Origin of the sequence: Bacillus cereus group sp. BfR-BA-01381, assembly GCF_022663555.1 — a bacterium.
Classification (GTDB): Bacteria; Bacillota; Bacilli; order Bacillales; family Bacillaceae_G; genus Bacillus_A; species Bacillus_A pacificus.
Genome location: NZ_JAKUFR010000007.1, coordinates 63,531 through 79,906, shown reverse-complemented (window position 1 = coordinate 79,906; position 16,376 = coordinate 63,531). Strand labels below are relative to the sequence as shown.

Below are 16,376 nucleotides of genomic sequence, written 5' to 3'. Positions count from 1 at the left end.
TTTATATAATTATCCTGCAAACTGCACAGCAGTATTTGCATGTAAAAAAGCAGTATCAAAAACAGGAACAGTAAGATCGTTTTGGGAAATGAGCAATGGTATTTCGGTGCAACCTAGTAGTATACCTTCTGCACCATTTTGAATTAATGATTTTGTAATTTGTAATAGCTTTTCTTTTGATGTTTCTGAAATAATTCCTTTACTTAATTCATTTAAAATAACATGATGAATAAAATTTCTTTCCTCTTTATTGGGGATGATTGTCTCAATGTTATAATTCGCTAGTCGTGATTTATAGAAGTCTTGTTCCATCGTTTGTTTCGTACCCAATAATCCGATACGCTTTATATTCTGTTCTACCATTACTTTAGCACTTACATCACCGATATGAAGAAGAGGAATGGATATTGCACTTTCTACTTCTTCAGCAAATAAATGGACCGTATTGGAACACATTAATAAACATTCAGCTCCGGATTTTTCAACCTTCTTTGCAACGGTGACTAATTCGTTTTTCACTTCTTCATATTGGTTATTTTGTAATAAAGTAGTTACTTCACCAAAGTCCATGCTATATAAAACAAGCTTTGCATTTTGATCGTATTGAGAGAGTGTAAGTGTATTAATATGTTTATAGTATAATAATGTAGATTCCCAACTTAGTCCACCAATTAAACCGATTACTTTCATCGTACATTCCTCCCGTAACTATTTTGAATTCATTATTTCACAATTCCGATAAGAATACAATGATTTAAATGTACTATTAAACAAAAAATAAAAATAATTAGAAAAGTATTGAAAATTATTTTTTTTAATGCCATAATACGAATTACAAATTAATACTTATCCAGAGAGGTGGAGGGAACGGCCCTATGAAACCTCAGCAACCCCTATATATATTTATAGGAAGGTGCTAATTCCGCAGAGAACACGATGTGTTTTTTGGAAGATAAGAGGATTCTTGAACGTGAAAGAAAATGACCTCTTATGTAAGAGGTCATTTTTTGTTGTATAGAAAGGGAGTGTCGATGCATAATTCATTTTCAAAATAAATATAGAGTAATAAAAGTTGACTATTAAGAGAGGAGAATTGTAATGAACAAATTATCAACAAAATTAGTAGTGGCAATTGGAATTGGAGCAGCATTATACGGGATATTAGGACTTTGGGGATTTTCTATTGCACCCAATACATTTATTAAACCTGCGTTAGCTATTTTAACCATTTTTGGTGCGTTATTTGGCCCAGTGGCAGGGCTGTTAATAGGACTTATCGGTCATACCGTAACAGATACAATTGCTGGCTGGGGTATTTGGTGGGGCTGGGTTTTTAGTTCAGGCATTATCGGCTTTGCAATGGGGCTTATTCAAAAAAGAGTTGGCTTTAGTGTGAAAAACGGGACATATAATAAAGGAGATATTTCCTATTTAGCTATTACTGGGTTAATTGGTATTGTCATTGCTATTATATTTGCTGGGGCGTTCGATATTATTGTGATGGGAGAACCGTTTGACAAAATTGTTATACAAGTATTAGGTGCAACAATTGCTGATGTTATTGTATTTTTAGTTCTTGGATTGCCAATTACAATAGGGTTAGCTAAATCTAATAAGAAACATACACATTTAAAAATTGAAAAGTAGGGATGTTAACATGCAACCAATTATTTCTTTTGAACAATTCAACTTTCAATATAAGCATGCAGCGCAGCCTACTGTTAAAGACGTTACATTTCATATATATCCTGGGGAAAAAGTGCTGATTGCTGGGCGAAGTGGTTCAGGGAAATCGACATTAGCTCATTGTATGAATGGGCTAATCCCATTTTCTTATGAAGGGACTAGTACTGGTACTATTTTAATTGCCGGAAAAGACCCAAGGAAAGGAAGTATTTTTGAACAGAGTAAACAGGTTGGAACAATTTTGCAAGATCAAGATGCACAATTTATTGGTCTTACAGTAGAGGAAGATGTAGCTATTTATTTAGAAAATGAATGCGTAAATGAAGATGATATGAAAAAGATTGTTTCGGAATCATTAAAAAAGGTAAAGATGCATAATTTTCATAAACAAAGTCCACATGAATTATCAGGAGGACAAAAACAAACGGTTTCTTTAGCAGGTCTGTTAACAACAAATGCTGATATATTATTGTTCGATGAACCGTTAGCAAATTTAGATCCAGTTAGTAGCTTACATACAGTAGAACTTATTAAAGATATACATAAACAATATAATAAAACAATTGTAATAATTGAACATCGAATAGAAGAAATGTTAAACCTAGATTTAGATAAAATCATTTTAATTGATGAAGGAGAAATTGTTGCGATAGGCATACCAGAAAAGATTTTAGCATCAAATATATTACCATCTATCGGATTAAGAGAACCTATGTACATAGAAGGCTTAAAGAGATTGTATTTTGACAGTAATAATGACGTAATATACCCACTTGAAAATCTTCAAAGGGAAAGTGTTAGTGGAGTAATAAATGAGTGGATGGAGAAGCAAACTTTTTGTAAAGATACTCCTACAAAAAAAGAATTATTGAAAGTAGAGAATTTGTCATTCTCATATCCTAATAAACAAAAAGTATTAGACAATGTAAATTTCTCTCTATTTAAAGGGGAAATAGTAGCACTCCTAGGACATAATGGAGCTGGAAAATCAACACTAGCTCATAGTCTTATAGGGATAAACAAAACAAAAAATGATAGGATTTTAATTGATGGAGTAAATATCAATTCTTGGTCTATTCGTAAACGCGGTGAGGTTATATCTTATGTGATGCAAAATCCAAATCATATGATTACACAAGCTACTGTAATGGAAGAAATTTCATTTTCATTAAAATTAAAAAAATTTTCGAAGGAAGAAATTAAGCTTAGAGCAGAGGAAACATTAAAAATTTGTGGCTTGTATCCATTTCGAAATTGGCCAATTCAGGCATTAAGTTATGGGCAAAAAAAGAGATTAACGATTGCATCTGTACTAACAACAAATCCAAAACTTATCATATTAGATGAACCGACAGCGGGACAAGATTATTATCATTATAAACAATTTATGACGTTTATTAGAAAACTAGCTGCAAAGGGAATATCCTTTATTTTTATCACACACGATATGAATCTCGCATTAGAATATGCAGACAGAGCAATAGTTCTAAAGGAAGGAGAAGTTATTGCGAATAATACTGCATCTATTGTATTAGGTCATCCAGAAACGTTAAAAAGAGCGAACTTAAAGGAGAGTTCTTTATTTAAACTCGTTAAATTTAGTGGTATTGCAAATCCTGAAAGGTTTATGGAACTTTATTTTGATGATATTAGGAGGGAGGAAGGTGTATAATACATATTTTCATCGCATGGACGGATCAGTGAAATTGTTATTATTTATTTTTTGTATGACACTTACTTTTTTATTTTTTGATTTTCGCATATTGCTATTTATATTTATGATTGGATGTATCGGACTTCTAGTTGCTAAAATTCCATTTCGTAAAATTTTTATTGTTTTTACTGTTATATTTACATTTAGTTTATTAAATTCTGTTATGATCTTATTTATTACACCAACCCATGGATCTGAATTAACCGGATCATATACTTCATTTGTGTATATTGGATATGCAACAATTACATACGAAACATTATTTTATGCAGCTACACTTTCGTTAAAGTATTTTACGTTATTACCATTTACACTTATTTTTATTTATACGACTGATCCAAGCAAATTTGTGAGTAGCTTAAGTAAATTTCGAATTCATTATAAAATTACTTATGCGATAAATATTGCATTACGTTATATACCTGATATTCAGTCCGAATATAAAGTTATTAAACATGCCCAAGAGGCGAGAGGAGTAGCTTTTGAAAAAGGAGAAGCAAGTTTATGGATCCGCATGCAAAACCGTGTCTTAATTTTCTGGCCTTTAATTATTCATTCTTTAGAGAGAATCGATACAGTTTCAAATGCAATGGATTTAAGAGGATTTGGAAAGAAGGATACACGTACGTGGTTCTATACAAATAAAGCGAAAAGCGGGGATTTCATTGCTTTATTTGTAGGTGTTTTTATTTTAATTGCTGCAGTATATTTAAAGTTACATGTATTTCAAAATTTTTGGTATCCGTTTTAAAGCACTCTCAAATGAGTGCTTTTACTTATTTTTATATAGACATGCTCAAAAAAGGGATATTTACATAATGTATAATACGAACCAGTTAAAATGATCAACTACCTATTAGTTTTCAAACCAAAAGGAGGAGAAAATATGAGTTACGGTGGTTCTTGTGGTTTTGGTGGAGGTTTTGCTTTATTAGTTGTGTTATTTATTTTATTAATTATCGTTGGATGCAGCTGTTGGGGCGGAGGGTACTAATTTTTAATTAGTCTCCACAAATGTAAAACTAAAAAACATAGAAGATACTTATGTATCGAAACAAATAAAAAAGGAGCATAATTGCTCCTTTTTTATTTGTTGTTAGATGCGTTTGTATTACATTTCGGAAATGTAATTGTCAAAGTAGTACCTTTATTCATAACGCTTCGGATTTTCAAATTACCTTGCATCGTTTCAATGATCTTAACAGCAACCATTGTGCCTAAACCTGTACCTTTCGTTTTTGTACTAAAATACGGTTCGCCAAAGCGATTTATTTGCTCTTGTGACATACCAATTCCGCTATCTTCAATTCGTATGATAACTTTATTATTACTAATAGAAGAGGAGATATTTAAAGTGCCACCATTAGGCATTGCTTCAATACCATTTTTTATTAAGTTTAAAAAGCATTGCTGAAAGTGCTGTTTATTACCAACTATTGTTGCATTGGAGAAATCTTTCGTAATATGTACCGTATTCATATTACATAAGGGCACTATCATATTAATAACTCTATTTAACTCTTGTTCGACTGAAATATGATCTAATTTTTCTGGAGCAGGTTTGGCAAATGTTAAATAGTCATCAATAATTTCTTGAGCACGATTTAATTCTTCAAGTATATGGTCAATATATTTGTCTCTCGATTCGGGAGTTAAATTGGATGTTTTCAAAAGTTGTGTAAATCCTTTTACGACAGTTAAAGGGTTTCTTACTTCATGTGATATACTAGCAGCGAGTTGGCTAACAATCTCCATTTTCTCCATTTTAATTAATTTTGATCGCATACATACTGCATCTTTTATAACTTCATTTATATAAACAATAAATAGCATTAGAGTAGTCGGTAATATTATGAAGTAAATAATATACAAATTATTTACTTCAAAATTTGATAAAGTTAAGACAATTACAGTTGTAAATATTGCTAGGAAAAAGGTTAAAAACATGGAAAAAGCTACTTTTATTTTTCTATTATATGTATTAAATTTTGCGGATGCGAATGCTGTAATGATAAACATTATTCCGTAAACAATGACAGTTAGCATATTAAATCCATAAAATAAAAATCTTGTAATTAATAAAATTGTAAACAATATGATACCGACAGGGAATCCACCATAGAGTGTACCAATTATGACTGGGATTTGTCTTAAATCATGAATACAACTCTCATCCATATAGATAGGGTATCTCATACATAGAATAAGTGGGATACTCGAACAAAGAGTAATAAGTAGTGTTTTATATTTCTTTAAATAGCGCCCGCTATCGTATATAAAATAAAAAATAAATATACTAATTAGAATGTAAAGAAGATTATTTAATACGTTTTGATTAATATAAACAAAGTTCATAATATATTTGCCTCGTTATTTTGAATTTCCATTTCATATATATTATACATGATTATAGTAGAAACTTTTTGCTTTTAATAATATAAGTTTATATTTTTTCAGTATTAGCCATGTTTAGCCACTCTTCATAAAATGTTTCAACCGATACATATCGTTCCATTCGGTTTTCATTTACAGCACGATACGCTATTTCATATAAATCCCTACTTGCTTCCCATTTTGTAAAGGAGCGATCTTTTCCACCACCTAAAATTGCGAAAGCCATTGCACCCATATTAAATACATTTGTTCTCGCATCAATCATAGCGTTTAGCTCGAATTCTTCAGGAGACATAAAGCGTGAGGAACCCCATAATCTTCCCATTTTATTTACGTATGGTTTTTTAGAATATAAATCAATATCACAAATTTTCGTTTCATTTGTATTAAAATTATACATAATACTACCATCATAAAAATCTATCGCTACATAGTTTTTCTTTTCGACATATGTATGGAAAGAAAAAATGGAATTTAAGGATTGAACTCGTTTTCTAACAGGTAAATGCTTAAATTTATAAAATGGAGAGTTTGGATTTTTATATTTCTCAGGAGGCGGGAAACTCCAGTGCGAATGAAGACATTCGCCATCAAACCAATCGAAAATTAATACATATCCAGATTGAACTGGAAAATGTTCAATTAGTTTTATAAGCGAGTTATGCTTTAATTCCTCATATAGGGAAACTGAATTTTTTAACCGTTCAATAGCGTCGTTTATTGTTCCTTCGTATGCAATTGTTTGTGCCCCTGCGTATTTAATGAATTTTTTATGGCCATTTTTTTCAACACCAAAACTTATATTACCTGAATCTTGCTGGTCAAAAACTGCAAATACGGTTCCTAATTTCAAGAGCCAATCAAAATTATGATGTTCTTTTAATTGGAATGTTATTTGATTTAACTGAATTTCAACTGGTTTAGCTTCCATAATATACCTCGCATTTATTATAATTAAGTTGTATATTTCAGTATTCGACATATTTTGTAAAAATCCTATGTTAATCACATGAAATTTTATAAATATAATGATGAATACTTATAGGAGTATGAATAAAATGGAACAACAAATCGTTATTAAATCGTATGAAAAAGAGTGGCATGAAGAGTATTTAAAAGAAAAGGAAAAATTTATTTCTTTATTCGGAGGAGATTGTATTGCTATTGAACATATAGGGAGCACATCTGTACAAGGGTTAGGAGCGAAACCTTTAATTGATATGATGATTGGCGTAACAGATTTGCAAATTATCGAAAAGTGGATTGAAGATTTATTAAAAATTGGATATGAGTACGTTCCAAAAGAAACACCTAATTGGCGTTTTTTTAGAAAGGGAAAATGGAGAGCGGGTACTCATCATTTACATGTTTATATTTATAATAGTGACGAATGGAAAAACAATCTTTTATTTCGGGACTTTCTAATAAAGCATGAATGGGCACGTAAAGAATATAGAGAACTAAAAGAGAGACTTGCAGCTACATATCCTTTTGATCGTGTTTCTTATACAAATGCAAAAGCACCGTTTATTCAAAAAATAATAAAGGAAGCTAAACAATTTAAGTGATCTTGAAATTCTCATTTTATTTTAATCTTGTTCTCATGTTCCTTTCTTTTTTATTTGATATTCTGCTGGTTACAGAAACTTTTTAAGAAAGGAGCTTAAATGAAATGGAAAAGCTACTAAAACATAAATCTTTTCATTTATTTGTAAAAATTATAGGCTTTACTATTATTTTTTGTAGTGTAGCATTGTTACTTATTAATGTAATTTACGGCAACGTATTAAATGTGAAAGCGTTAAATAAGAAATTAGGTTCTTTCGGTGAATATGGGACGATTTTAGCTGCATCATTATGGTTTTTACGTCATGTATGGTTATTTTTTAAAAAGAAAAATATAATTGGGGTTAAATTGATAAAAGACTTATATTTGTTCATTAAAAAATTTCACGTATTCATTGGATATACTGTATTAGCTGTATCAATTACTCACGGTGGTTATTTTTTATTAAAAGGAAGTCGACATATACTTATATTTTATAGTGGTATATTCTCCCTTTTCATTTTAATCATACTAGGTGTCATTGGACTTTTCTTACAGAAACATAATAAAAAAACAAACTTGATATTGTATAGAAAAGCACATCAAATTATTGCAATTATATTTGGAGTAGGATTACTGATTCATTTAACTGTATAGGGGGCATTGCTGTTGCAACACATATTAATCATTGAAGATGAAGAAAGTTTAGCTGATTTTTTAGAGTTAGAACTAAAGTATGAAGGATATAAAGTCGATATACAGTTTGATGGGCGGAAGGGTTTAGAAGCTGCACTTGAAACAAATTATGACCTTATTCTACTGGATTTAATGCTACCAGGATTAAATGGAATAGAAGTGTGTCGTAGATTAAGGGCAACTAAAAATACACCAATTATTATGCTAACTGCACGCGATAGTATTATGGATCGCGTGACAGGATTAGATAGCGGAGCCGATGATTATCTTCCGAAACCATTTGCAATTGAAGAGCTGTTGGCACGTATGAGGGTTATATTTAGACGGGAAGAACATATAGAAAACAAGCATGTTTCATCTCTTACGTTCAAAGATTTACAGCTCCAGATTGAATCTCGAACTATTACAAAAGGAAATGAAGAAATCGAACTTACAAATAAAGAATTTGAACTTTTGCTTATGTTTATGAAAAATATTAATAGAGTACTTACCCGTGATGTTTTATTGGATCAAGTATGGGGATATGATGCAATGGTTGAGACGAATATCGTTGATGTATACGTTCGTTATTTACGTAACAAGTTACATAGTGTAGATAAGGAGGAATATATCCAAACGGTCCGCGGTGCTGGATATATAATGAAATGATTAAAAATATTGTGCATCGAATTCGAAATCTACCTATAAAGTGGAAATTAACACTTTGGTCCACTACACTAGTATTTCTTCTATTCATTTTATATAGCGCTTTGCAGTTTATTGTAATTAATAGGTGGACTATAGATTATGAACAGAAACAAATAAATAGGCAAGTGACAGAAATAGCGGCATATTACCAAGATAAAAGTGATACCCTTTCGATTAAAACGTTTGAAAGCAGTAAAGATTTCTTAAATAATATGATTGATAAGCATCAAATGATTCGTGTTATCGGCATTGATGGAAAACCAATTGTTACTGTTTCGCGAGATTTTAATGAGACATGGATAAAGCCAAAACAAGTTTTACAAGATGAATCATTTATAAAAAGACATGTTGAAGATCGCATATTAGTTAAACGTATACCAATTCAAACAAAAGAGTTTACTGGCACGATTGAACTTACGAAAAACTTAGAGGCTTTTGATCATTTATTAAAAATTATTTTAGTGGTAATGATTATTGCCGGAATATGTGGATTAATCCTTAGTTTTTTAGGTGGGGTACTAATCACGAAAAAGCTATTATCAAATATTCAAAATATAACAAATACGATGGAGCGTATTAAGAAAAATGGGCTAAATGAACGGGTTCCAGTACGTGAAAATAATGATGAACTTGCAAAATTATCGTTTCTTTTTAACGAAATGATGGACGAAGTAGAAACTTCTTTTACACAACAGAAACAGTTTGTAGAAGACGCATCTCATGAGTTAAGAACGCCATTAACAATTATTCAAGGGCACTTATCGATGTTAAATCGGTGGGGAAAAAATGATCCGGCAGTTTTAGATAAATCGCTTCAATCTAGTTTAAAAGAAGTCGATCGTTTAAATAAGTTAGTTTTAGAATTGCTAGAACTATCAAGAGCTGAATCAGAACAAATGCATCTAATTGCAGCTGAGCCAGTCCATGTAAATAGTATATTAAAACAAGTTACACAAAACTTTGCTGTACTTCAAACAGAATTTCAATTTGATATGAAATTCGATGGGAAAGCAGCATTTGTCTCAATACCCTCATCTTACTTAGAACAAATTCTTATTATCGTAATGGATAACGCAGTGAAGTATACAAAAGAAGATAATCGATATATTTGTATTGAATCTAGTGTGCAGTCAGGAAAAGTTAACATTCGTATTATAGATCATGGAGCGGGAATACCTGAAGGTGATTTGCCTTTTGTTCTTAACCGTTTTTATCGAGTGGACAAAGCAAGAAGTCGAAAACAAGGTGGAAACGGTCTAGGTTTGTCTATCGCAAAACGACTTGTAGAGAAATACAACGGAACTATTCGAATAGAGAGTAAAGAAGGTGAAGGAACAATCGTTACGATTATACTGCCTACCGTTTCACTTTAATACATTGAAAAGAAGGGATGTTTTTACATTCCTTCTTTTTTATAGTCAAATTACTTTGTTTATTTCGAACTTTCTAGTACATTAGAATTATTAAGGGGGAATAAAAATGAAAGCTATCGTACAACAATATAAAGCAGGATTTGAAGGGGTAGAATATAAAGTATTACCTGAGAGAAATCCTAGCGCTGGAGAAGTGAAAGTAAAATTAAAATCAGCAGGATTAAATCATCGAGATTTATTTATAATGAATAATAGAAAAGAAATGCAAGTACCATTAGTTCTAGGATCAGATGGTGCAGGTATTATTACGGAAATTGGAGAAGGTGTTTCAAGGACTTTATTGCAAAATGAGGTTATAATTAATCCTAGTATTGGATGGGATCATATTGCTGAAATACCCGAGTTACCAGAAGTGTTAGGTGGGCCGAAAGATGGAACGTTTGCTGAATATGTGATAGTGCCCGCTGAAAATGTAGTGGCAAAACCGTCATATCTTACATGGGAAGAGTCTGGTGTTTTATCTTTATCGGCACTAACTGCATATAGAGCGCTTTTCACAAAGGGTAGATTAAAGCGTGGCGAACATGTTTTAATTCCGGGGATAGGCGGCGGTGTAGCGACGTTTGCTATGTTATTTGCAAAAGCAATTGGCACAAAAGTAAGTGTTACTTCAAGGGTAGAGAACAAAAGGAAGCTTGCCGAAACATATGGCGCAGACTTTTCCTTTAATAGTTCTGGAAATTGGGAAGAGAGTTTGTGCGGAGAAAAAGTAGATTTAATAATTGATAGTATAGGGCCAGCAACATTCTTAAAATATTTTGATGTATTAAAACAAAATGGGAGAATTGTTAATTTTGGTGCAAGCTCAGGAGATAACATTGAATTGCCTTTACGAGCGTTATTCTATAATCAAATTGATATTATGGGGACATCTATGGGGAGCCGTGAAGAATTTAATGAGATGATTAAGTTTATAGAGAAATATAAGATTAAACCAATTATGGATAAAGTGTATTCGTTGGAAGAAGCGACTCAAGCGTTAAGACGTATGGAACAAGGCGAACAATTCGGTAATATTGCACTTCGTATGTATTAAAAATATGATTTTGCAACAAGTATATTTAAGTAACTATGTTATGTATTCTACACATAAAAAGCATATGATTCATATTGTTTTAAAGGTTTTTCAGCTTTATACATAATTGGCCGTTATAATTAGTCTTAATATTGTCAAATAAGTGATAGTAAAATGAGAATTTGATGAGAAAAGTTTCAGCCCATTTTCATATTGATGTTATATACTGTGTAGATCAAGAAAGCTTTTATGCAAGGAGAGAGTATTATGAATTACACAGTATTTCAATGGTTTAATAATTTTGCTGGATCGTCCAAACTATTAGATTCGCTAATGATCGCTATTACAAATAGTGCTGCATATGTAGCGATTTTATTTATGCTTATCTTATGGTTTAATAATGGAAAGAAAGTTAATGCAATAAAAAAACAATACACAGTGTTATATACGACACTTTCAGTCATTATCGCATTACTAGTAAATGTTGTGATACATGCGGTATATTACCATCCACGTCCGTTTGTATCACATGATGTACATCAATTAGTGCCACATGCAGCAGACTCATCATTTGTTAGTGATCATTCAGTACTTGTATTTTCTATTGCATTTGTATTTTTGCTTAGAGGAGAAAAACTTAAATATGTCGCTCTTATTTGGGCAGTATTAGTCGGTGTTTCACGTATGTACGTAGGTGTTCATTATCCTTTAGATATACTGGGTGCTGCTTTCTTAACATTTATCACAAGTGGCTTAGTAGTGCAAAGTACACGTACGTTTGAGCCGATAGCGAAATTTGTATTTAAAACGTACGCGTTGGTAGCGAAACGTATTCCTTTTTTAGCGAAATATAATCATTTAGCTTAATTTTATAAATAACTATTTGTAGGTTTGTTTGAAAGTTCTCCTTTGGAAATCCAGAGGGGAACTTTTTATTGTGCACAAGATAAGGGCCATATGTATTAAAAGAGTGACAAAATAATACTGAGTTAGCATTAAAAGTCTTTATGAAATTTGTAATTTATAATAAATCAACCATCTCATGACGGAATATTCGTAAATTTCACACACCGTAATATAAATAGATAAAAAAATAGAAACAGAAACAATAACTACTTTCAGACTGTTTTAAAGGAATTGAAAGGAAATGTTCGAAACATATAGTAGTGAAAGTAAAAACTACATATTTTGTAGCACATCTTTGTAGTAATTCATGGTGAAAGAAAGGAGCGAAATATGCATAAACTTCAAACGAATAAAGGCGCGCGGTATTTTATGATTGCTTTTATTGTTTTGTTTCTTATTATGCTTTTGCGTTTTTTCTATATTCAAGCAGTAGGAGTCGTGCATAATGTGGATGTAAAGGATTTAGCAAATGAACAACATAATAAAAATGGTGTTTTGGAAGCGAATCGTGGCACGATTTATGATCAAACTGGAAAAGTGCTCGTTCAAGATTCAACAACGTATCGTGTTGTTGTGAATTTGAAAGGTAATGACAAAGTGAAGAATAAAGATGAAACTGCAGAGCAATTAGCTACTGTGCTTGAAATTGATAAAGAGGACGTATTAAAAAATTTCCATGAGGGGCGTACGCAAGTTGAAATCGGAAAAGTTGGCCGGAATTTGTCTAGGGAAAAGAAAGAACAAATTAAAAAATTGAAAATCCCGGGTGTTTCTTTTATGCCTGAGAAAGCAAGAGTGTATCCAAATGAAGATTTTGCATCTTATATACTTGGTTTTGCTAGACCAGACGATAAAGGAAATACAGAAGGGAAGTTTGGACTTGAAAAAAGTTTAGATAAATATTTGCGCTCGATAAATGGGAATATAGAATATGTGGGAGCACGAGGAGGTATCCCGCTTACAAATGATATAGGAAAAATAGAACCCGCTAAACATGGAAATAACGTATATCTTACGCTTGATAAACAAATTAATAGTTTTTTAGAAGAAGCGATGAATAAGGCGCAAGAGCACTATGATCCTTCTATGTTAGTAGGTATTATAGCGGATCCAAAGACTGGGAAAGTTTTAGCTATGTCTAGTAAACCTAGTTTTAACCCTAATAAAGGGGATATTGAATACTTTTTAAATGATCCAATCGCAAATGCATATGAACCAGGTTCAACGATGAAAGTATTTACGTTAGCTGCTGCAATCAATGAAGGTGTATATAACGGGAAAGAATATTTTCAATCCGGCAAGTATTCAGTAGGTTCAGCGGATATAAAAGATCATAATGGTGGGTTTGGATGGGGATCTATAACATTTGATGAAGGTTTTGAAAGGTCATCAAACGTAGCTTTTTCTATTTTAGAAGATCAGTTATTAAAACCAAATAAATTTAAGCAATATATGAATAAATTTGGTTTTAACCAAAAAACGGGAATAGATTTACCTGGTGAAAGTAAAAATACTTTACTATTAAATACACAAATTCAACAAGTAACAACTTCTTTCGGACAAGGTTCTACAGTAACTCCAATTCAATTAATCCAAGCTGCTACGGCTATAGCAAATGACGGGAAAATGATGCAACCATATATTGTTGACAAAGTTGTAAATCCAACAAACAAGCAAGTTATTATGGAAAATCAACCGAAAGAAGTTGGCAATCCGATAAAAAAAGAGACTGCGGACAAGGTAAGAGACTTAATGGAGCGTGTTATTACGTCTTCAAAAGGTACAGGTACAATGTATAAAGTCGATGGTTACCCAATAGGAGGCAAGACAGGAACAGCCCAAATTCCGAATCCTGAAAATGGACGATATATGGAAGGAAAAGAAAATTATATTTTTTCATTTTTAGGTATGGCTCCAATTGATGACCCAGAGTTAATTATATATTTAGCTATTAAGCAGCCAAAGTTAAAGGGAGATGAATATGGAGCCCAGCCACTCGCTGAAATATTTAAACCAGTTGTGAAAAATAGTCTTGAATATTTAAAGGTGAAACCATATACAGAACAACAAATGGCCGATGCAACGAAAAAATCCCAATTAAAAGTGCAAAACTATGTGAATCAATCAATAGATACGGTAGAGAATAATGTGAAAAAAGAGAAACTCCAACCGATAATTTTAGGAGAAGGAAAAATAAAAAAACAATATCCGCAGTCTGGTGAAGTAATGAGTGAAGGTGATCGTATATTTTTATTAGGAAACAACGCAACAATGCCCAATTTACAAGGTTGGTCAATGCGTGATGTTATGTATTTTTCTAAACTATTAAAATTAGATTTAAAAACTTCAGGTACGGGATATGTAACAAATCAAAGTATTGAAAAAGGACAAGCTATACAAGAAGGCGATGCATTAGAACTAAAATTAGAACCACCGTTACAACCGTTAGCAGAGGCAAATACAAATTAATTCAAGCAATGTGAAGGGTCTATATACAATAGGCTCTTTTTTTATAGAGTTTAGTAATTTCACGCACCGTAATTTTTATAAAAAGTAATAAATAAGAAACTTAACAGTTACTAAAACAAAAAAACTTACATATATTGAAATTAGAACGATTGTTCAATTTTTTTGTATTAAACGACGGAAGGAGTCTACATTGAATAAAAGACGATACGATAGCGATTTAGCCAAAGAAATAATAGCAGAGAAGGCGACAGAATTATTTTCCTTAAAAGGATATACAAGAACTTCAATTGATAACATTGCAAAAGCCTCTGGTTATAGTAAAGGACATATATATTACCATTATAAAAATAAAGAAGAATTATTTGTTTATTTAGCTAAAGACAGTATGAGAAATTGGCACAATAAATGGGAAATAGCAGAAAAACAGTATACAAACGCTACTGGGAAATTATATGGGATAGCTAAATTTGTACTTTATAATTACAAAACGCCATTATTAAGAGCAGGACAAGAACTTGCTTCTGATCCGAGCGCGAATCCTTCTACAATTCAACAACTCTATGGTTTAGCTGTTATCCCTTTAAAAACATATCAAAACATTTTGGATGAAGGTATACAAAGTGGTGAATTTTATATAGAAAATGTTGAGGATTCAAGTCTTTTATTAGGTTCATGGCTAGGTGGATTATGTCAATTCATTCATTCATTTGAAACAGAGAAATTAGAAGTTTTATTTAATGAAGCCATTACGATTTTTTTACTCTCTATTTCAAACAAACATGCGTAGCATTACAAGCGAATTAGAACGATTGTTCAAATCTTTACACTAGTCCGTTTTCATTATATGTATTAACAACAGGAGGTTTTTTATATGGATGAACAAAGAGTCGCGATTGTAACTGGCGGAGCTTCTGGTATCGGTAAAGCTTTAGCTATTCAATTAGCAAATAAAGATATATTTGTAATTATCGCAGATATTAATGAAACAAGTGGTCAAGAGCTTGTGAATAATATAAAAAATAATAATCAACTAGCTAGGTTCGAATATTTAGATGTTACTAACGCTGGATCCGTAGAGGAACTTATTATAAAAATAGTTAATGAGTTTGGTAGAATTGATTATATGTTTAATAATGCAGGAATTGCTATGTATGGAGAAGTATTCGATATGTCTTTAGATAATTGGAAACATATTATTGAAATAAACTTATTAGGAGTAATTTACGGGACACAATTGGCTTACCAATTCATGAAAAAACAAGGATTTGGTCATATCATTAATACTGCGTCTGCAACAGGTTTAGGACCTGCTCCACTTTGTACCGCGTACGCAACAACAAAACATGCTATCGTCGGTTTAACCACTTCATTACATTATGAGGCAGAAGAATATGGTGTAAATGTAAGTGTACTTTGTCCAACTTTTGTAGATACACCCATATTTGAAAAATCAATTGCAATTAATATGAATAAGGACCAAATTATAAAACAACTAAAAACAAATAAGCCGATTTCAGCAGACAAGTTTGCTGAAATTGCACTGAAAGCTATTCATAAAAATAAATTAGTTATATGTCCAATGCCGTTAAAAAAAACAATGGATGTATTCTTCACTTTATTTCCTTATCTTCATAAAAAGCTAATGCGTTTCGTATGCCGAATTGGTCGAAAAGCAAAAATGACCCAACTATAAATATCTGATTATTTTTTATTTACAGTTAAAATAAATTGTGATAATATGGAAAAATCAAATGCAGTGAAGAGAAGAGTAAATAAGATGAATTTTTCACAGAGAGCTCCATTTAGCTGAAAAGGAGTAAAAATTCTTTA

The 16,376-nt window shown here is 31.7% G+C and carries 16 protein-coding genes, 1 riboswitch and 1 other annotated feature (1 of these 18 only partly in view); of the genes, 13 read left to right on the top strand and 3 right to left on the bottom strand.

Annotation, left to right across the window (positions count from 1 at the left end):
* Positions 1–9 precede the first annotated feature (9 nt).
* Positions 10–690, bottom strand: a complete 681-nt coding sequence (locus MR079_RS04200) for an aspartate/glutamate racemase family protein (RefSeq protein WP_242293587.1) — start codon at positions 688–690, stop codon at positions 10–12.
* Positions 691–843: 153 nt separating this feature from the next.
* Positions 844–959: riboswitch (SAM riboswitch) on the top strand.
* 139 nt (positions 960–1,098) lie between these two features.
* Here MR079_RS04200 and MR079_RS04195 point away from each other — a divergent pair.
* From MR079_RS04195 to MR079_RS04180, 4 genes are all read left to right on the top strand, one after another.
* The gene (locus tag MR079_RS04195) at positions 1,099–1,647 is read left to right on the top strand and encodes an ECF-type riboflavin transporter substrate-binding protein (protein WP_001038197.1); all 549 of its coding nucleotides are present in this window, start codon (positions 1,099–1,101) and stop codon (positions 1,645–1,647) included.
* Between the two features lie 10 nt (positions 1,648–1,657).
* On the top strand, positions 1,658–3,358 hold the full coding sequence (locus MR079_RS04190; RefSeq protein ID WP_242293586.1) for an ABC transporter ATP-binding protein: 1,701 nt from the start codon (positions 1,658–1,660) through the stop codon (positions 3,356–3,358).
* Positions 3,351–4,151, top strand: a complete 801-nt coding sequence (locus tag MR079_RS04185) for an energy-coupling factor transporter transmembrane component T family protein (RefSeq protein ID WP_242293585.1) — start codon at positions 3,351–3,353, stop codon at positions 4,149–4,151. Before MR079_RS04190 ends, MR079_RS04185 begins: the two co-directional genes overlap by 8 nt.
* Positions 4,152–4,286: 135 nt before the next feature.
* On the top strand, positions 4,287–4,394 hold the full coding sequence (locus MR079_RS04180) for a YjcZ family sporulation protein (RefSeq protein WP_000120182.1): 108 nt from the start codon (positions 4,287–4,289) through the stop codon (positions 4,392–4,394).
* Positions 4,395–4,486: 92 nt separating this feature from the next.
* Here the strand turns inward: MR079_RS04180 and MR079_RS04175 are convergent, their stop codons facing one another.
* Positions 4,487–5,755: a sensor histidine kinase gene (locus tag MR079_RS04175; protein WP_046647226.1), complete on the bottom strand. Its 1,269-nt coding sequence runs from the start codon at positions 5,753–5,755 to the stop codon at positions 4,487–4,489.
* Positions 5,756–5,843: 88 nt separating this feature from the next.
* The gene (locus MR079_RS04170; protein WP_000387625.1) at positions 5,844–6,725 is read right to left on the bottom strand and encodes a protein kinase family protein; all 882 of its coding nucleotides are present in this window, start codon (positions 6,723–6,725) and stop codon (positions 5,844–5,846) included.
* A gap of 127 nt (positions 6,726–6,852) precedes the next feature.
* Between MR079_RS04170 and MR079_RS04165 the strand changes: the two genes are divergently transcribed.
* The 9 genes from MR079_RS04165 to MR079_RS04125 all read left to right on the top strand — a co-directional run bounded on the left by MR079_RS04165 (position 6,853) and on the right by MR079_RS04125 (position 16,239).
* On the top strand, positions 6,853–7,362 hold the full coding sequence (locus tag MR079_RS04165) for a GrpB family protein (RefSeq protein WP_242293584.1): 510 nt from the start codon (positions 6,853–6,855) through the stop codon (positions 7,360–7,362).
* Positions 7,363–7,466: 104 nt separating this feature from the next.
* Positions 7,467–7,997: a hypothetical protein gene (locus MR079_RS04160; RefSeq protein WP_242293583.1), complete on the top strand. Its 531-nt coding sequence runs from the start codon at positions 7,467–7,469 to the stop codon at positions 7,995–7,997.
* Positions 7,998–8,009: 12 nt separating this feature from the next.
* Positions 8,010–8,684: a response regulator transcription factor gene (locus tag MR079_RS04155; RefSeq protein WP_242293582.1), complete on the top strand. Its 675-nt coding sequence runs from the start codon at positions 8,010–8,012 to the stop codon at positions 8,682–8,684.
* Positions 8,681–10,096 (top strand): HAMP domain-containing sensor histidine kinase, encoded by a 1,416-nt coding sequence (locus tag MR079_RS04150; protein ID WP_242293581.1) that lies wholly within the window; start codon positions 8,681–8,683, stop codon positions 10,094–10,096. The genes MR079_RS04155 and MR079_RS04150 overlap by 4 nt, the downstream gene beginning before the upstream one ends.
* Positions 10,097–10,202: 106 nt before the next feature.
* Positions 10,203–11,192 carry a zinc-binding dehydrogenase gene (locus MR079_RS04145; RefSeq protein ID WP_242293580.1) on the top strand — a complete coding sequence of 330 codons (990 nt, stop codon included), beginning with the start codon at positions 10,203–10,205 and terminating at the stop codon, positions 11,190–11,192.
* 246 nt (positions 11,193–11,438) lie between these two features.
* Entirely contained in the window at positions 11,439–12,038 is a 600-nt protein-coding gene (locus MR079_RS04140; RefSeq protein ID WP_139865714.1) for an undecaprenyl-diphosphatase, read from the top strand.
* Positions 12,039–12,407: 369 nt separating this feature from the next.
* Complete coding sequence (locus MR079_RS04135; protein WP_242293579.1) at positions 12,408–14,546, top strand: penicillin-binding protein; 2,139 nt, start codon at positions 12,408–12,410, stop codon at positions 14,544–14,546.
* A 190-nt stretch (positions 14,547–14,736) separates the two neighbouring features.
* Entirely contained in the window at positions 14,737–15,333 is a 597-nt protein-coding gene (locus MR079_RS04130) for a TetR/AcrR family transcriptional regulator (RefSeq protein ID WP_139865716.1), read from the top strand.
* Positions 15,334–15,417: 84 nt separating this feature from the next.
* A complete protein-coding gene (locus tag MR079_RS04125) occupies positions 15,418–16,239 on the top strand; it encodes an SDR family NAD(P)-dependent oxidoreductase (protein ID WP_000344381.1) in 822 nt (273 codons plus the stop codon).
* 54 nt (positions 16,240–16,293) lie between these two features.
* Positions 16,294–16,376: a binding site (T-box leader), on the top strand; it runs 176 nt beyond the window's last position.